Origin of the sequence: Lactiplantibacillus sp. DA1, assembly GCF_032681335.1 — a bacterium.
Lineage (GTDB): Bacteria > Bacillota > Bacilli > Lactobacillales > Lactobacillaceae > Lactiplantibacillus.
On record NZ_JAWHTQ010000001.1, the window covers coordinates 101,350 to 120,005 of the forward strand.

17 protein-coding genes are annotated in these 18,656 nt (G+C 46.0%); 6 read left to right on the plus strand and 11 right to left on the minus strand.

From position 1 onward, the window contains the following. Window positions 1–15: 15 nt before the first annotated feature. The 7 genes from RXV91_RS00445 to citD all read right to left on the minus strand — a co-directional run bounded on the left by RXV91_RS00445 (window position 16) and on the right by citD (window position 6,564). Entirely contained in the window at window positions 16–957 is a 942-nt protein-coding gene (locus tag RXV91_RS00445) for a metal ABC transporter solute-binding protein, Zn/Mn family (protein ID WP_316438238.1), read from the minus strand. Beyond that, window positions 954–1,826, minus strand: coding sequence for a metal ABC transporter permease (locus RXV91_RS00450; RefSeq protein ID WP_316438525.1), 873 nt, complete (start codon window positions 1,824–1,826; stop codon window positions 954–956). Before RXV91_RS00450 ends, RXV91_RS00445 begins: the two co-directional genes overlap by 4 nt. Further along, window positions 1,826–2,563, minus strand: coding sequence for a metal ABC transporter ATP-binding protein (locus tag RXV91_RS00455; RefSeq protein WP_316438239.1), 738 nt, complete (start codon window positions 2,561–2,563; stop codon window positions 1,826–1,828). Before RXV91_RS00455 ends, RXV91_RS00450 begins: the two co-directional genes overlap by 1 nt. Window positions 2,564–2,867: 304 nt before the next feature. Next, complete coding sequence (locus RXV91_RS00460) at window positions 2,868–3,710, minus strand: triphosphoribosyl-dephospho-CoA synthase (RefSeq protein WP_316438526.1); 843 nt, start codon at window positions 3,708–3,710, stop codon at window positions 2,868–2,870. A gap of 116 nt (window positions 3,711–3,826) precedes the next feature. Then, window positions 3,827–5,374 carry a citrate lyase subunit alpha gene (citF, locus tag RXV91_RS00465; RefSeq protein WP_316438240.1) on the minus strand — a complete coding sequence of 516 codons (1,548 nt, stop codon included), beginning with the start codon at window positions 5,372–5,374 and terminating at the stop codon, window positions 3,827–3,829. Further along, window positions 5,371–6,270 (minus strand): aldolase/citrate lyase family protein, encoded by a 900-nt coding sequence (locus RXV91_RS00470; RefSeq protein ID WP_316438241.1) that lies wholly within the window; start codon window positions 6,268–6,270, stop codon window positions 5,371–5,373. The genes citF and RXV91_RS00470 overlap by 4 nt, the downstream gene beginning before the upstream one ends. Beyond that, entirely contained in the window at window positions 6,271–6,564 is a 294-nt protein-coding gene (citD, locus tag RXV91_RS00475) for a citrate lyase acyl carrier protein (protein WP_316438242.1), read from the minus strand. A gap of 216 nt (window positions 6,565–6,780) precedes the next feature. Between citD and RXV91_RS00480 the strand changes: the two genes are divergently transcribed. From RXV91_RS00480 to RXV91_RS00505, 6 genes are all read left to right on the plus strand, one after another. Beyond that, window positions 6,781–7,629 (plus strand): LysR family transcriptional regulator, encoded by an 849-nt coding sequence (locus RXV91_RS00480; RefSeq protein WP_316438243.1) that lies wholly within the window; start codon window positions 6,781–6,783, stop codon window positions 7,627–7,629. A gap of 157 nt (window positions 7,630–7,786) precedes the next feature. Next, complete coding sequence (locus tag RXV91_RS00485; protein ID WP_316438244.1) at window positions 7,787–8,812, plus strand: AraC family transcriptional regulator; 1,026 nt, start codon at window positions 7,787–7,789, stop codon at window positions 8,810–8,812. A 256-nt stretch (window positions 8,813–9,068) separates the two neighbouring features. Then, window positions 9,069–10,001, plus strand: a complete 933-nt coding sequence (gene ttdA / locus RXV91_RS00490; RefSeq protein ID WP_316438245.1) for a L(+)-tartrate dehydratase subunit alpha — start codon at window positions 9,069–9,071, stop codon at window positions 9,999–10,001. Next, window positions 9,998–10,609, plus strand: coding sequence for a L(+)-tartrate dehydratase subunit beta (gene ttdB / locus RXV91_RS00495; protein ID WP_316438246.1), 612 nt, complete (start codon window positions 9,998–10,000; stop codon window positions 10,607–10,609). The genes ttdA and ttdB overlap by 4 nt, the downstream gene beginning before the upstream one ends. A 66-nt stretch (window positions 10,610–10,675) precedes the next feature. Further along, complete coding sequence (locus tag RXV91_RS00500; protein WP_316438247.1) at window positions 10,676–11,002, plus strand: metal-sulfur cluster assembly factor; 327 nt, start codon at window positions 10,676–10,678, stop codon at window positions 11,000–11,002. A 132-nt stretch (window positions 11,003–11,134) separates the two neighbouring features. Further along, window positions 11,135–12,556 carry a DASS family sodium-coupled anion symporter gene (locus RXV91_RS00505; RefSeq protein WP_316438248.1) on the plus strand — a complete coding sequence of 474 codons (1,422 nt, stop codon included), beginning with the start codon at window positions 11,135–11,137 and terminating at the stop codon, window positions 12,554–12,556. A 226-nt stretch (window positions 12,557–12,782) separates the two neighbouring features. On the opposite strand, the gene aroB is transcribed toward RXV91_RS00505, so the two are convergent. Genes aroB through tkt form a run of 4 tightly spaced genes read right to left on the minus strand, consistent with a single transcriptional unit; the run spans window position 12,783 to window position 17,835 of the window. Then, a complete protein-coding gene (gene aroB, locus RXV91_RS00510) occupies window positions 12,783–13,862 on the minus strand; it encodes a 3-dehydroquinate synthase (protein ID WP_316438249.1) in 1,080 nt (359 codons plus the stop codon). 6 nt (window positions 13,863–13,868) lie between these two features. Then, a complete protein-coding gene (gene aroF, locus RXV91_RS00515) occupies window positions 13,869–14,864 on the minus strand; it encodes a 3-deoxy-7-phosphoheptulonate synthase (RefSeq protein ID WP_316438250.1) in 996 nt (331 codons plus the stop codon). Window positions 14,865–14,909: 45 nt separating this feature from the next. Further along, entirely contained in the window at window positions 14,910–15,803 is an 894-nt protein-coding gene (gene aroE, locus RXV91_RS00520; RefSeq protein ID WP_316438251.1) for a shikimate dehydrogenase, read from the minus strand. Between the two features lie 19 nt (window positions 15,804–15,822). Continuing rightward, entirely contained in the window at window positions 15,823–17,835 is a 2,013-nt protein-coding gene (gene tkt / locus RXV91_RS00525; RefSeq protein ID WP_316438252.1) for a transketolase, read from the minus strand. Between the last annotated feature and the right edge of the window lie 821 nt (window positions 17,836–18,656).

The following is an 18,656-nucleotide window of genomic DNA, read 5'->3' on the forward strand; positions in this document are numbered from 1 at the left end:
AAGCTATAATAATCGCTATGACTGTGTCAAACCAGCATATATTTTATCCAGATTCCACTTCAACATTGAGTAGTAAGTATCACCCGGTTTGCCCTTGGCTGCCAGCGAATCGGTAAAAATCGTGCTAGCAATGGGAATTCCAGTCTCCTGTGACAGTTTATTCATTGACTTGGGCGATACCGACGATTCGACGAACAAGCTCCGAACCGGCGTCCCATCAATTTTCTTCAACGCCGTCCGCATCTGAGCTGGTGTCCCTTGTGACTCCGTATTAACTTCCCAAATATAAGCAGCCGGCACCTGGTAAGCCGCCGAGAAATACTTAAAAGCGCCTTCCGATGTCACTAATAATCGTTGATTCATCGGAATTTGTTTAAATCTAGTTTGCGCTGTCTGATGCAATTTGGTTAATTTAGCCACATAGCGATCCGTATTTTTTTGGTACGCAGCCGCATGACGAGGATCCTTAGCTTGCAGAGTCCGATTGATATTTTTGACGTATTGAATCCCATTGGCAAGATCCAACCAAGCATGCGGATCCGGCTCATTCACGTTCGTGGTTAAATACTTGACCTTAATGCCCTTACTGACCGCAAAAACATCCTGGTTAAAACTCTTTTTGGAAGCCGTCACTAATTTTTTAAACCAGCCATTGCCGCCAGTCTCAAGATTCAAGCCATTATAAAAAATGACATCAGCTTCAGCCGTCGCCGCAATATCAGTTGGCCGTGGTTCATATTCGTGGGGATCGGTGCCACGCTTTACGATACTGTAATGTTGGACGTACTGCCCGCCAACATTTTTCACCATATCATCCAAAATCGAGTTCGTACTAACAACCCGTAATTTGGCACTCGTTGTAGTTGCTTCGGCACTTTGTTGACGTCGATTCAAAAATACTGCCATCCCCGCAACCATCGCGATAACCCCGACTAGTGCAATTAACTTTGTTTTCATGCTGTCACCCGTCGCGCTCTCGCTGCCCCGTGCCAAAGCGTTGGTAGTAAAGCCTGCTTAGGTGAAATAATAAACGAAATACCGAAGAACATAGCTGCCACTAACACGATTGCCGGACCTGACGCCCAGTTTAACGTATAACTAAGATACAAGCCTACCACCGAGGATAGCACCCCAATCAAAGCTGATAGCCCTAACATAACAGCCAGCCGTTCCGTCCACAGAAAGGCTGTTGCCGCCGGTGTAATCAACATTGCCACCACTAAAATAATACCAACCGTTTGTAAAGCTGACACAGTTACTAATGTCAAAACTAGCATTAACGCGTAATGTAACAGTTGAACCTTTAGACCGTACGTCTTGGCAAAGGTCGGATCAAATGATGTGATCAGTAATTCCTTGTAGAAGAAAACCACAAATAAAATCACCAGCCCCAACACTACCGTCGTTGTCATCATATCAGTATCACTAACAGCGAGAATGTTACCGAATAAGATGTGGTGCAAGTTAGTTGAGCTTTCAGCTAATGAAATTAAGATAAAACCAAGTGCGTAAAAGGCACTAAAAACAATCCCAATTGAGGTATCCGTCTTAATCTTACTGCGACTGGCCACCAAACCAATCAGACCAGCTGCCAGAATGCCAAAGACCGAGGCCCCAATTAACACGTTGATACCAAGCATATAAGCCACCGCAACGCCTGGTAATACAGCATGTGAGATGGCATCGCCCATCATCGACATGCCCCGTAAAATAATAAAACTACCAATAATTCCTGACATGACCCCGACCATAATGGCCGTAATTAGGGCACTTTGTAAAAAGTCATACTTCCCCAAAGCGGTAATAAAGGTCGTAATTGATTGCATCATTGCGTCGCCTCCTTCGTAAACAGGACAGCCGAAAGATCAGCACTAAACGTCCGTTCAATGTTTGCGGGTGTGTAGACCGCGTCCACGGGACCATAATCAACAATCCCATGGTTTAAAATCACGAGGTCATCAAAATAACGTGAGACCTTATTCAAATCATGATGCACGGCAATAATCATTTTGCCAGCATCGCGCCACTGACGCAAAATCGTCATGATAGTCGTCTCACTCTGTAAATCAATGCCAACAAAGGGTTCATCAAGAATAATGATATCGGCTTCTTGAACTAGTGCTCGGGCCACAAAAACCCGTTGTAATTGACCACCAGACAGCTGACTAATCTGGCGCTGTGTTAAATCAGCTAAATCCAATTGCTCCAGTGCAGCTTGACACCGTTGCCGATCAGCTTTAGTTGGTTCTCGAAAGAGTCCGAGCTTGCCATAGGTCCCGGTCAAAACGACGTCAAAAACATTGATTGGAAACGTTAAATCGAGATCCTTGCGTTGCTCGACGTAAGCAATCTGTTTTTGAAATTGTTTTAGCGCACGACCTTCATATTCGACGGTCCCCGTTTGGAACTTAATGAGACCAAGCATTGCCTTGATCATCGTTGATTTTCCCGCACCGTTGGGACCAATGATTCCAGTAATTTTGCCGGCGTTAAAGTTAACGGCAACATCAGTAAAGACTGGTGTGTCACTGTATGCCACGGTGAGGTTTTGTACTTTTAACATCACATTTCCTCCGTTCATCGCGGTAGTCGGTTTTCTATATCGTCATAAGCATAACTGATAATTAACACTAATGCAAATAATTGTTAGGCACAGTTAACTTTTTTATAATCGATATTAATTTTTAAATACTGCTTGTCATACTATGATTGTAACAACCAAAGCAAATTTTCGTATTATCAGCATTAACGCTATCATCACAATACCCGACACTCTTGATTAACCATCACGGCAAGACTATCAACCACTAACAAGCTTATATATCTTGTATAAAAAAGTGTCGTGGTGAATACCACGACACCTATTATCAATTTAACAATTGCATCTCTAACCCCATAAAAATCGTTAAAATTAGTAAATCTGCAGAGCCACCCAAACTATAGTTATGAGTAACAAAGATTTGATTCAACTCGCGTAAAAACAACATGCCCGCTTCAGTTTGACTACCACCTAGTTTAAAATACTGCTGTGCTTGAGCGTGCACCCAGTCAACTACGTGCTTATTTTTTGCGCGCTTAACTAAGTTAGTATCCACAGTAGCTTGTACAATGGCCATCAGTGTATCTAGCAATCGCTGATTGATTGTTCCTTGACTACGCCGTAAAGCTGGCAGGGCCACAGACATTACCGTTGGGTAGCCTGCCTCGGCTTCCCCTCGGATACCTTTGATTCCATAAGTTAAGTATTCACGCTCCCCAGCAGTTAATATGGCGGGATCCTTACTAGCCAGATCACTAAAATCATTCGCCGTCAGTCCCACAAGCATCGTCTGCACAATTGTCGTTAATGGTTGCATCGCGTGCTGCTTCTGATATGCAGTTGCGGCTACTAGGATTCCTAGCGAAAACACTGCCCCTTTATGCGTATTAACACCATTAGTCGTTGCAAACATCGTTTTTTCGGCTTGAAGGCCAGCTTCCCGTAGTTGTTGAAACAAACCTGTCAAATCAGCAGCCGTATAAGTTGCTCCCACGGATGCACAAGTCTTAAAATAAGGTTCTAAGCTGAGTGCACTGTCAATAAACATGAATGCATTCATGTCTGGGTGTGGTCCCGGCGATAACGGATCTACCAGTCCTGGCTTCGGATTAACTGTCACTTCATAAAGGAGTGCTTGTAATGCATGCTTGACAATTGCTGCGGTTCCCATCTTCAATCATTTCTCCTCCATTTACCCTGCCTACATTTAGTAGGGCAGTTCTATTATTCTAAACTCAGCACCTTTCACTTTTATCATATTAACGATTTTATAAAATAATTACCAGCTCAGCTTAACGACTTGGGCTTTCTAATGACGTCTATAATAGTTCCATCACGATACTCAACTAACGCAACAACTTGCTTTTCAAAGGCAACTGGTTGCGGCTTTCCAGCATATTGATAGGCTAAATCACGTAATTCACTAATTGTTTTCAATTTCATACCCGCATTGGTCAATGACTTAATTAAATCCGGCCGTAATGGATTAACAGCAATCCCATAATCAGTCACCACAATATCAATGCTCTCCCCAGGTGTCGTAACTGAAGTTACCCGATCACGAATCGTAGGCATGCGACTTCGAATGAGTGGAGCCACAATAATCGATACAGAGGAACCAGCAGCCGTGTCTGGATGACCACCAGGTGCACCTCGTAAGATACCATTCGAACCCTGCACAACGTTCACATTGAAATCAGTATCAACTTCTAATGCGCCTAAGATTACAAAACTCAGCTGATTGACAAAAGCACCTTTATTGAATGGATTAGCATACTGTGATGCTGATATTTCAAAGTGATTCCCGGTATGTGCGGATGCAACCGCCGCTAAATCGAAGGACTGATCATCCAATATTTGCTTAATGTAACCTGCTTCGTACAAATCAACAATTGGTTTCGTCACCCCACCCATGGCCCAGCCACACTTGATATGGTCCTGATCCATGTACTGTTTCAAAAAGGTCGTTGTTGCCAGTGAAGGTCCGCCTGCACCAGTTTGAAAACTAAAGCCATCTTTAAAGTAACCTGAATAATACATACATTTGGCCACTTCTCGAGCCATATTTAATTCACGCGTATCTTTAGTTAATCGCAAAGCACCTGATGCAATCTTATTAGGATCGCCAATCGAATCAACTGATACAACATAATCAACATCGACCCCTTGAATACTAGCAGGAAAGTTCGGACCAGCTACCAGGTCATCCGTAATAACGACAACCTTATCAGCATACTTAGCATCGCCATCTGCATATGACAACACCCCAGTGTCAGACTGGCCCCCTTTGCCACTTGCATTACCATAAGCATCACTTGTTGCAGCCGCAATAAAAGCCACATCAATTTTAATTGTCCCATCTTCAATGGCACGAGCGCGACCACCATGTGAACGAATGACTGCCGGACGCTTTAATTTTCCAGCCGAAACTGTCTCACCGATTTCATCGCGAATACCACTCGTTGAAATTCCGGTAACTGTCCCATCCTCAATACATGGAACTAGAAAATGATGAGCATGTCCTAGGCTGCTTGCACAGACCGTCAAGCCTTTAATGCCTAAGTCATGAATAACCTTCATCACCATATTAACGACCTGATCACCATCTCGTAAATGGTGATGAAAAGAAACCGTCATCCCATCTGATAACCCTGTGGCAACGATGGCATCCCGGATTGTCGCCATAACTTTATCTCCGGTGCCCCTTCCCGCTGCACGCACATGTGGTGCGGCTTTCCGATACTCGTAGCCATCCCGGTAACTAACCCCTTGAAACGGCTCAATACCATGTTGTAAATATTCATCTGGAATTTCACGTCCAATTTTATTAATCATACTAACGCCCCCTGATAAATTCCGGCTGCTTTGGCTAGGCGCAATGTACGCTGTGCGCCTTCCACCCAAGCAATATCAACCATTTTGCCATCAACCGTTAACACACCAACGCCTTGATTCTTACTACTTTTGACTGCTGCTAGAACATGCTCTGCATGCTGTATCTCGGTCTCATTCGGGTTAAATATCGTATGGGTTATGCTGATTTGTTTCGGATTGATACACGATTTTCCATCAAACCCCATAGTCTTAATAAGTCGTATTTCTTCACGAAAACCCGCTTCATTGTCAGTATCCGTGTATACTGTGTCAAATGCCATTACCCCAGCAGCCCGAGCCGCAATCAACAATTGTGACCGAGCGCCAAACAGTTCTGTTCCGGCTACCGTACGCTGTGCATGCATCGTTCGAGTATAATCGCCTGCACTAAGAGCAATCCCCATCATGCGATTGCTAGCCGTTGCAATCTGATAAGCATTAATCACACCCAGTGGTGATTCCACCGCCGCCATCAACATAGTTGTACCAATTGGTCGATGGAAGTCTTTTTCAGCAGCAGTAACTACTGCGTCAGCTTTCTGAACCTCCTTGGCAGTCTCAGTCTTAGGTAGTCTGATTCCTTCAGCACCACCTGCAACTGCTGCTCGAATATCCTCTTCAAATAATTCTGTTCCAATTGCGTTGACCCGAACCCAACGCTCTACCCCTTGATAATCGATTTGTTTCAAAGTCTGGTACAGTTGAAAACGAGCTGAATCCTTTTCTCCTGCTGCAACAGCATCCTCCAAATCAAAAATGACACAATCTGGACGATAGACAAAGGCATCTTTGACCAAGGCCGCTCGTTGGGTATTCAAAAAAATCATCGACCGCCGAATTCGTTGTGCTACTACCATCTAGAGCACCTCCCATGGAAATTGCGTGAATTGCTTAGTTGCACGATAAAAGGCAGTCTCAATACGAGCCTTAATCGTACAGTCCAACGCACCCTTATCAATAATTTGAAGCGTTGCATTTTCTAATCCCAACATTGTCGCTGTCTGCTTCGCCAATGCGATAATATGAGTACCATATTGTTCATAAACTGCACTGTCTAGCTTAATTTCTAAACCATTCGTATTAGGTATAATCATCACTTGAGCATCACTTGATTCAACTGTTCCAGCTATTGCTTTTGTCTTTATCTTCATACTTATCACCTTTCTATAATTGACAATTCTAGTATAAAAGCGCTATCAGTAACTGTAAAAGGTCGATTAAGCATTGCTGAAATGCACAAAAAGCATGGACAACATTTCTTTACGTTTTCAAAAGTGAATTCTTATTTATCAAATTATTCACGACTATTTAACAATTTTTAAGAACTACGCTGGGGTGTATAATGAATTTTACAGGGGGGAATTACTATGGACGAACGTGATATCGAAATGCTTTTAGCGCTCAAAAAGACTCGGAACATTACGCAAGCTGCAGGACAACTCTTTATTAATCAATCCTCTTTGTCTAAGCGCTTACACAATTTAGAACAACGGCTTCAAACCCAACTTGTCATTCGAAGTCAACATGGTATCCAACTGACATCAGCGGGTGAAGCGGCGTGGGAAACTGCCCGCAAAACTGATCAACTCAACCATCAGCTGCAAACAACCTTGATGCGTGAAAGTCAAGTTGTTTGTGGATCACTTAACTTGGGTTGTTCTATCAACTACGCTCAGTATGCGTTGCCGGCAATCCTAGTTACGTTCCAACATCAATACCCCGCAGTTCGACTGAACATTACCATTGATTACAGCCGTAACATTTATCAACAATTGCTCAGTGGCACACATTTAGACGTGGGCATCGTCCGTGGAGAATTTAACGGACCACTCCAGCAAACAATGATTAAAAACGAAACAATTAATTTGATTTGTCCAACCGCCGCCGACCGCTCACACCTCGACAAACTCCCATTCATTCAACGTCAAACAGATAGTCACTTTCAAGATGAAATGACGACATGGCTTGCAAGTAATCAGCACTCAGCATTTAATCATCAGACCATCACGGTTAATAATCTAACGTCCTGCGTTGCTTTCGTTGATCACGGACTTGGCTGGGCCCTAGTCCCCGAAATTGCCTTGGATCATTTTAAGGGTTACCGTGAACCACTCCTACTTAATGGTCAGCCGTTCTGTCGACAAACCTATTTCATGGCACCCACTAATCTATTAAGTGCACCCGTAGTTGAGGCATTCAAGAATACATTGATATAGCCTGAACAAACGGTTGTAATATTAGTCGCAGAATTTAACTTAAACTGAATACCAGTATTTTAAAAGTCGAACATATTTGGCAATAAACAGCCAAAATAATTTTTCTTATATTTGATGATAGTTCAATCTTTACCAAATCAATCAAGGAGGCTCATCCATGACAACTAGTCAGCATTTTCAATCAACCCCAACTGTTCAATTTGATTTATTAACATACGTAATTGGCAGTTACCATTACAACTGGCATCCGCAAATTGAACTCTTGTGGTTACTACAAGGTACCGTTGAAGTTAACGTTGACGGGACACGCTATCAATTACACGCTAACGATCTCATCTTGATCAACGCCAATCGTGGCCACGCCACCTTTGCCTTGACCCCCGAATGTCTTGCGCTCCGCTTACATATCATGCCAGATTTCTACACTAGTCAGGGTATCGATCTCAGTGCAGGTGCCTTTCTACTCAACAGTGTCACGACCCCACAACACCAGGATTATCAGACAATTCGTCAGATTCTGGCACAACTCTATCTAGGTTTACATCAACAGGACTGGCCGACTTTTGACTTAAATGCCCTGTACTTTCAGTTAACTAACCTGCTTCATCATGATTTCTTTGACACTCAGGTTACGATTACTTACCCCCAGCCCAAGACTAAAAGTTCACTGACCCGGGTCATTAATTATATTAACCAGGATTACGATCAGCCGATCACCTTAAACGAGGCCGCGAAGATAAGCCACTATTCACCGGCCTACCTCTCACGAATCTTCAAAGCAGAACTCGGCCTCAATTTTTACGAGTACCTGACTCGTTGCCGACTACAACACGCCATCTATGACCTAGAAGATCCAACTACTAAGGTCGCTGATTTGGCACTGGCTAACGGATTTCAGGAGGTCAAATCTTTCAATCTAATGTTTAAAAAACATTTTGGTCAGACCCCCTCAAGTTATCGCCAACACTTATCACACGGCCAGCGTCTTGAATATGACCAGTTTAAGCAGCCACTCACACCCGTGCAACGAACCGTTGTCCATCAGCAGCTCACTCATTGGGCTCAACTCATAAGTACCGACCAGCTTAGCGCTTGTGAAAGTTGCATATACAAACAACATTTTCAAGAATATCAAGCGCTCAAACGAAAAATCACTCAATTGAAAATTCTCCTCAATCAATAATGAATGGCATAACAATTTTTGTGATAACGAGCAACTGAACTTACCGTTATTTTTATTAATTATCGGTTAATACCAAGATATGACAACATCACTTGTCAACGTATCTTGGTATTTTTTTGTCACTTTAAAGCGATAATTACCGACCTTATCACTATTTTCACAATCAACACCACGCTTTAATCTGTTTAGTAGCGGTTAGTTTTCTACGCCCAGCTCACCTACAATAAACCTGTAAATTGATAGGAGGAACCCAGTTATGGATACAATGACTTACGACTATACCGAACCCATTTTATCAACTAAGGGCCAGCGCATGCGCGACATTCTGGCTAACTACATTGCGCTCATTAGCCACCGCTTGCCAGATGATGTGACCGCTAAACTTGAAGAACTCAGCAAGATTGAAGTTGACCCCTTACAAAAACTAGTCTATGACACGATGATGGAAAATCAGCTGCTCGCTAATAAATTGCAACGCCCAAGTTGTCAAGATACGGGGGCGCTACAATTCTTCATCAAGTGCGGTGCCCAGTTTCCATTATTAGGTGAATTGAATCAAATCTTAAAAGATGCCGTGTATCGCGGTACTAAAAAAGCACCCCTGCGGCATAACGCCGTCCAGACCTTTGATGAATACAACACCGGTATGAATATTGGGGATGGGATTCCATCCATCTTCCTACAAGTTGATGGTAACGGTACCGATATTTCAATGTACGTCTATATGGCCGGTGGTGGCTGTACCCTCCCCGGTGCGGCCAAGGTATTGATGCCCGGTGAAGGCTACGAAGGCGTTGTCCGTTTCGTCATGGATCGAATGACGAGTTACGGGATCAATGCTTGCCCACCATTACTCGTGGGTGTTGGAGTCGCAACATCCGTTGAAACCGCCGCCCTCAACTCCAAGTTAGCCTTAATGCGGCGTGTCGATAGCGAAAATCCCAATGCTAATGCTGCCAAACTTGAACACCTATTGGAAGACGGCATTAACCATATTGGCTTGGGCCCCCAAGGCTTCGGTGGTCAAAAGTCCGTCATGGGCGTTAACGTTGAAAACACGGCGCGGCACCCCTCAACAATCGGAGTCGCCGTTAGCACCGGCTGCTGGTCACACCGCCGTGGACTCATTAACTTTGACGAGGATCTGAACTATGACTTACCACTGAACAAAGGAGTCGAATTATCATGAAAACTTATCATTTAACTACCCCGATTTCGGATGATGACATCAAGGATATTCGCATCGGTGACATCGTTTATTTGAACGGCTCACTAACAACTTGCCGTGACGTGGCCCATCGTCGACTCGTCGAGGAACACCGGCCGTTGCCGGTTAACGTGACTGACCGTGCTATTCTTCATGCCGGGCCAATTATTAAAGATTTGGGCAATGGCCAGTACGAAATGGTCGCAGTCGGACCAACCACCAGTATGCGGATGGAAAAGTTCGAAGAAGAATTTGTTAAGCAAACCCATGTCAAACTCATCGTCGGTAAGGGTGGCATGGGTCCCGGCACCGAACGCGCCTGCAAAAAGTATCATGCCCTGCACCTCGTCTATCCAGCCGGTAACGCCGTTTACGCAGCCCTGCACGTTGAAAAGATCGTTGATGCCCAGTGGAAGGATCTCGGCATGCCAGAAACGCTTTGGGCTTGTGAAGTTAAAGACTTTGGCCCTCTCATCGTCTCGATAGATACGACTGGCGACAACTTGTTTGAAAAAAATAAAATTATTTTTAACGAGCGCAAGGAAGCTGAAATTAAGAAAATCAACGAACAAGTCAAATTCATCAAATAACGAATCGTTAACGACCTAAGCGGATGCCAACTGCTTAGGTCGTCCGTCTAAAAGGAGCACGACTTCATGATTAATCTAAACACTAACGCAACCTTTAAAGCACAAGCACTAGACGCGCTCACCACCGTAATTGACCCCGAACTTGGCGTCGACATTGTCAACCTAGGCCTTATTTACAACGTCACGCGCGACCCTGACTTGAACCTCTGCTCCGTCACGATGACGTTGACAATTATGGGCTGTCCACTAACCGGTTACTTGAACACGCATATCGAGCAAGCCTTGTTAGCCCTAGATGGTGTTGACCAGGTCCTCATCAACTTAGTCTGGGAACCAGCGTGGTCAATCGACAAAATGTCACGAGCAGCCAAGATGACGCTCGGTCTACACTAATCCTTATGTCAACAGCCCAGTGGTCAAGCGAATTGTGATGGCCACTACTAATTCAACAAAACTTGCGGGCACCACAAGTCTGTTCCACCTAGTAACGCTGCCACAAGTTGATTAGAAAGGTGGTCATTTCTGATGACCCAATTACGACCCGTAAAATATAAGCACTTAATTTGGCCCCTAGTCATCGGCGTACTACTTTGGCTAAGTGCTCCGTTCCGTCCCGCAGGTCTCAACTTGTTAGCTTGGCGAATGCTCGCAATATTTGTCGGGACCATTATCGGCTGCATCACCCAACCGTTGCCGATTGCCGGGGTGGCCCTAATTGGGCTCACGCTCGGTGTCCTGCTCAACGTTACACCGATGAGCGATGCCATGGCCGGTTTCGGCAATAATACCGTCTGGATGATTGCCATGGCGTACTTTTTATCACGCGGCTTTGTCAAGACTGGTCTTGGTCGCCGGATTGCATTGATTTTTGTTAAACGCTTTGGTCGCAAAACACTGGGACTGGCCTACGCATTGATCGGGGTAGATCTAGTGACTAGTCCCGCTACGCCTAGCAATACCGCTCGTGCTGGTGGAATCGTCTTTCCCATCATCGAATCACTAGCCAAGACATATGGCTCTGATCCAGAAAACGGCACCCAGCGTAAAATTGGCGCATTTCTCATTATGTCATCCTTTCATGGCAATATTGCCACCAGCGGTTTATTTATGACCGCCATGGCCCCCAACCTCGTCGCGGTCGCCCTAGCTCAAGCAATGGGTATCCAAATAACGTGGATGGGTTGGTTGCTTGCCGCACTCGTACCTGGTTTGATTTGCTTGATTGGCGTCCCCGCCATTATTTATCGACTCTACCCACCAGAAATCAAAAACACACCAAATGCGCGTACCTGGGCTGAAGATGAGTTACATCAGTTAGGCCAAATGACCACGGCTGAAAAGCGCATGGCCGCGATTTTTATTTTCGCCCTCGTATTATGGATATTAGCAAGCTTCATCGACTTAGACGCGACGCTGGTTGCTTTCATGGCCGTGGGACTCCTATTACTGACTGGGGTACTGTCCGTCGATGACTTATTACATGAGACCGGTGCTTGGAACACACTCATTTGGTTTTCAATTCTGATTTTTATGGCTGGTAAGCTGAACAGCTTAGGATTTATTCCATGGCTCTCACAAATGATTGGTCACGCGCTACATAGTATCAGTTGGCTGTGGGTACTAGCGGCCTTAATGATCGTGTACTTTTACAGCCACTACCTGTTTGCCGGTGCCACTGCCCATGTTTCTGCCATGTACGGTGCCTTCCTTGGCGTGGCCGTCTCAGCGGGAGCTCCGACACTTCTAGCCGCATTGTTATTAGGCTTCGATGGGGCCATTTTCAGTTCAACGACCCACTACGCCAATGGTCCAGCCTCCATCATGTTCGGACCCGGTTACGTCACGCAGTCGGAATGGTGGCGCTTGAATTTGATTCTCGGTAGTTTTTATTTGCTCATATGGGGTGTTGGTGGCACACTTTGGATGAAAGTTTTAGGTTATTGGTAAGTCTGGCAAGAGTTGATTCCCGTCAAGTCAAAAAATTTATCTAGCTACGACAAAATGTCAATAAGATCGCTAATAAGTAAAAGACTAGCGATCCTATTGACATTTTGTTTCTTCCATACTGAAACCTGGATAAAAATCATTTAGTGCTGCTTAAATTGCGCCGCCTATTTTCATATCAGCACTGCACCGTAAGTCCATCACTGATCTTAATCACACTTTAGATCAATTATGCTGCTGACCACAGCTTAGCCAGCCAATCTGTCAAATCTTTTACCGCCACAGGAAATAACTGTGGCTGACCGATAGCCGTCAAGTAAACCCACGTCAGCGCAGCACCATGCACTTTTTTATCATGTTGCATCGCTGCCACAACAGCTTGCTGTGATACGGCTGGCAACTCAGTCGGCAACCCAACAGCCATTAAGCGAGACTTAATCGTGGTCACCAGACTAGCAGGTGCTAAGTCATGGGCTGCGAACAGTCGGCACACTTGCACCAGACCAATCGCAACTGCCTCACCATGCATCAGTTGGCCGTTAGCCAGCAATTCAACCGCATGACCAATCGTATGCCCCAAATTCAATAGTTGACGCTGCCCCTGCTCCTGTTCATCCGCCATAACGATCCGGGCTTTAAAGGCCACACTCGCCGCAATCAACGCTGGTGCAGCTGGTAAAATTGCCGCAATTCCTGAAATTGGCTGTAATGCTTGCCAAAAATCACCGCCAACTAACGCGGCACACTTAACGACTTCACCGTAGCCTTCTGCCAATATTCGTGGTGGGAGTGTCGTCAACGTGGTCGGATCAATAATAACTAAATCTGGCTGGTAAAAGCTACCCACTAAGTTTTTGCCAGTTGGTAGGTCAATCGCAGTCTTACCACCCACCGAGCTATCAACTTGTGCCAATAACGAGGTGGGCACTTGAATCAGGCTGATACCACGCATATAAATGGCGGCGACAAAGCCGGCCAAATCACCAACCACACCGCCACCGAGTGCTAGGACACCGTCACTTCGACTAAAATGAGCGGCGCTTAATTGATCAATTAACAGCTGCACTTGTTGCCAACTTTTGCTAGACTCACCAGCCGGAACCGTTAAGGCGAGTACCTTAAAACCAGCCGCTATCAATTCATCAGTTACTAGCTGGGCGTAGTGCGGACCAACATTGGAATCCGTTACTACCGCAACTTGGCGAGGTTGCCATACTGCTGTCACCAACGATCCTAACTGATGTAAGCCATCCGCGACAATCTTGATTTGATACTGTTTAACCGGGGTCTTCACTTCAATAATTGTCATGACGCCCTACGCCCAAGTCTGCATCAGGTCATGTAACTGGAAAGCCTGTTGCGCCATTTTTAAGTATGTCGCGGGTTTTAACGCTTGCGGCCCATCGGATAAAGCTTGTGTCGGCTGGTCATGAATTTCAACGATCATCCCACTGGCACCAGCCGCCACGCCTGCCATCGCCATTGGGGTCACGAGCTCCCAAGTACCGACCGCGTGACTCGGATCAACGATAACTGGGTAATGGGTCAATGATTGTAAAACCGGCACCGCTCCTAAGTCAAAGGTATTGCGCGTGTATTTATTATCAAACGTCCGAATCCCCCGTTCTAAGATCATGATCTGATGATTACCACCAGCCGCAATGTATTCAGCCGCGTTGAGCACGTCATCGATTGTGGCCGACATACCGCGTTTTAACGCCACTGGAATCTGCGTTTGACCAACCGCTTTAAGTAACGAGAAGTTTTGCATATTGCGGGCACCAATTTGAAAAATGTCCGTGTATTTCGCCACCATCGCCACATGTTCGTCATCCATCACTTCGGTAATCATATCAAGGCCATGCTTATCAGCCGCCGCCCGTAAGTATTGGAGCCCCATCTCCCCGAGGCCTTGGAAACTGTAGGGTGACGTCCGTGGTTTGAAGGCCCCGCCACGAACGATCGTCGCGCCACCCTGCTTGGCAACCGCGGCCATCTGATCAACATGTTCGGCACTTTCGACCGAACACGGCCCGGCCATCATGACGAATTGATCACCACCAATCACACTATGTGGGGTTGTAATGATCGTATCTTCCGGATGAAACAACCGGCTACTTTGGACCGCCGCAGGAACGTCTGTAAGCACCGTTTCACTAGCCGCCTGAACATCCGCGGGAATTGCTTGGGGACGTAGCCCTTGAATTGCAATCCGGTTACCGTGTGTAAAGATTTCGTGGTCCGCACCAAAGCGACTCATTAACTTCGCTTGCATCGCAGTGGCCATTGCTGGTTTTAAAATAATAATCATGATAAATTCCTCCTAAAATATAAATCAATTCTCATAAGTTAAGCACTATGCCTGGGCCGCAATCGGCGGTAACGCTTGAATGCTGGCTAACATGTCTTGGCGAACCTGTTGAATTGGCATCTGCTTACCGGTCCAAAATTCAAAGGCTAAGGCCCCTTGCCAAATCAACATACCGAGGCCGTTATGTGTCGCACACCCTTGTTGCCGTGCTAATCGTAAGAAGGTCGTTTCTAATGGTTGATAAATTACATCATATACAGTCTGTCGTGGCCGTAATTGACGAATAATCGCTAATGGTAAGGGCGTTCCTGCCGTAGTCATCCCAATATTAGTCGCATTAATGATCAAATCACTGGTACGTGCAATTTGTTGAATCCGCTGTTGATCTTCATACGCACATAACTTAAGTGGCACTGTTGTAGTAGTCCTAAGCTGATCTAACCACTGCTGAACACCGGCATACCGCTCATTATGCCGTTTAAAGACCGTTACACTCGCCACATTGTAATCTAACGCAGCCGCAATAATTGCCTTACCAGCGCCACCAGCCCCCAAAACCATGATGTGCTGATTAGTCAAGCTCATTCCCTGGTGTTGGAGGTCTTGAAAAACACCGGCCCCGTCAGTACTGTCCCCGATTAACTTCCCCGCCTCATTCTTAATCGTATTAACGGCTTGAATCCGTTGGGCCCGCGCTGTCAGTCCATCTAACAGGGGCACCACGGTTTGCTTGAACGGCATTGAAAGGTTCACCCCCGCAATCCCCATGCTACGAATTCCGGCAAGCGTACCGGTCAATCCATCCGGTGCCACATCAAACGCTAAGTAGCGCGCATTTATCCCCCAGTAGTCAAAACTCAAATTATGCATCCGCGGTGAACGACTATGCCGAGCAGGATGCGCAATAAATCCAAAGAGTGCCGTTTGTCCATCAATCATGATTTAACTAACTTCCTTTCTAAATGACCCGCAATTGTTGACCAAGCCCCACATGCGTTTGTTGGTACGTCCGCACTAGGTCGGTGACCGTAAACTGGTTGGCGGCTAATACCTGGTCGGCGGCCCCACTGGCGCCAAAATGATCAAGGCCTAATACCGCACCATCTAATCCCACGTAACGTTCCCAACCTAATGTTGTTCCCATCTCAACAGCAACCCGCCGCCGAATATGCGGTGGCAATACTTGAGCTTGATAGGTCAGCGACTGCCGAGCAAAGTTTTCCATCGAAGGCATTGAAACGACACTGACATCTTCACCTAACGTAGCTAATTTCGCCTGGGCCTGAAGAGCTAAAGCAACTTCTGACCCGCTTGCAATCAAGATTCCCATTGGCTGGCGGCCACGCTGCGGTGAGAGAACATAACCGCCACGAGCCACACCAGTCATGGCCTTAGTCTTAGATCCGGATAGCACTGCCAAATTCTGACGGGTCAAGACGAGCACGGTTGGATGATCCGTCGCGTTGATGGCTTGCCACCAAGCTGCGACCGTTTCATTCGGGTCAGCGGGCCGGATCACCGTTAGATTCGGAATCAATCGTAAACTCATTAGCTGTTCAATTGGCTGATGAGTCGGACCGTCCTCGCCGACTGCAATCGAGTCATGTGTGAAAATGTAAGTGACTGGTAACTTCATCATCGCCGCCAATCGAATTGCCGCCCGCGTGTAATCGGAAAAGACAAGGAAGGTGCCACCAAAGACCCGCAAGCCACCGTATAAAGTCATCCCATTCAAAATGGTGCCCATACCAAACTCCCGGACACCAAAGGCAAGGTTGCGCTGATCCGGGGTCACCGGAGTCGACAATTGATCCTGCTCAATGGTCGTCTTATTCGAACTGGCTAAATCAGCCGCGCCCCCGACTAATCCTGGTAACTGAGCGGCTAGCTTCTGAATGACGGTATGACTCGTGATCCGCGAAGCTTGGGCGCCTTCATCGAAAGTTGGCAAATTGGCTGCTAAGTCAACAGGTAACCCCATGGTAAGTTGCTGTTCAAATCGTTGCCGAACTGCCTGGGGCAATGTGGCTTGCTGCGTTTGCCACTGTTGATGTGCATTCTGGCCACGTTGTAATATCAACTGTTGCGCTCGTTGGGTAACTGCCGGCATTACCGTAAATGGCGTAGCATCCCAGCCTAAGTGTTGTCGTAAACTGGTTAGTCCCGCTGTCCCCAACGGATTGCCATGAACCGCATTAGTACCAGCTTGTGGAGCACCAAATCCAATAGTGGTTTTAACGGCAATCAGGCTGGGGTGCTTGCTATGTTGGGCCCGTTCAATGGCCGTATTGATAGCAGTCATATCATTCCCATCGGTAACCGTCTGCGTATCCCAACCGTAACTATCAAAGCGTTGACAGACATTCGTCCGGAATGAACGGCTCGTGGGACCATCGAGTGAAACCTGGTTATCGTCGTACAACACGATTAACTTCTGCAATTGCTGGTTACCAGCAAAACTAGCTACTTCATGGGAAACACCTTCCATCAAGTCGCCATCACCGACTAACGCGTAAGTGTAGTGATCAACTAACTGGGGTGTGTTTGAAAACTGGGCCGCTAGTTGACGCTCGGCAAGGGCCATCCCCACTGCCATACCTAATCCTTGTCCCAGTGGTCCGGTTGTGGCTTCCACGCCGTCCACGATTCCCAATTCTGGATGGCCCGGCGTATGACTGCCAAACTGACGGAAGTGCTGTAGATCAGCCATTGTCACGTTGAAGCCACTCACATGTAGCAGACTGTACAACAACGCCGACCCGTGTCCGGCTGATAAGACAAATCTGTCTCGATTGGCCCATTGAGGCTGCTGCGGGTCGATTCGTAACTGCCGGCTCCATAACGCCCACATCATGGGGGCTGCGCCTAACGGTAAACCCGGATGACCGGAACCAGCCCGTTCAATCATTTCAGCACTTAGTACTCGTAAGTTATTCACCGCTAATTCATCAATTTCATCAAATGCTTGCATTAATCTCGCTCCCTCTCATTTCATACCAACAAAAAAGGCTCACAGTTTCGCCAACTGTGAGCCCTTTAAATGCTTCACTGGATGCCCCAAAAAGACACCACAACTAGGAAGCCGAAAAGTCACACAGTGGTTATTCACAACACTGATATGACTTTTCCATAAATTTTAATCATTCCAAAATTTACTGGTCACATCCGTTGCGAGGGCGTGCCTCGCAGTGGATGCCAAGGCACTAAGTAAACCAGTAATAATAATACGAATTCAATTGTAAATTGGTATTAATCGTCATGATTAAAATCTCCTTAATTTCTAATGTGTATTTGATGATTTAAAATATACGGCTAATCAATAGAATTGTCAAATGGTTTTACAGATTTTTTCTATCAATCATCAAAAATGACGTCTATAGCAACCAATTTAATTGACGATCTTGATCAATCACTAACACTAACAAACACTGACAAACCAACATTTGTGAAGCCGATAATCATGGGGCTATCCTTGAAATTACCGTTAATAATTCTTTTGAAATGAATTTTAGACCAGCGTTTATTTATACTCACACGCCAACTTGTTAGGACCTGTTCATTAGTCAACGTCAAAACGGCCCGTTTGAACGCGAAAATCATTATCAAACGGGCCATTCCACCAAACAGCCCGCTAGTTTCAGCTGTTCATTTTAAGCAAATTACCTGCAAGGGCAATTGCTCAAATAACTCAGCATCATTCCTATACAACGCAACCAGCACTACTAATCTTATTGCTACCAGTATCAACGCTAACCAACCATGGTACACAAAAAGCGTCGCTAGAATCAACGT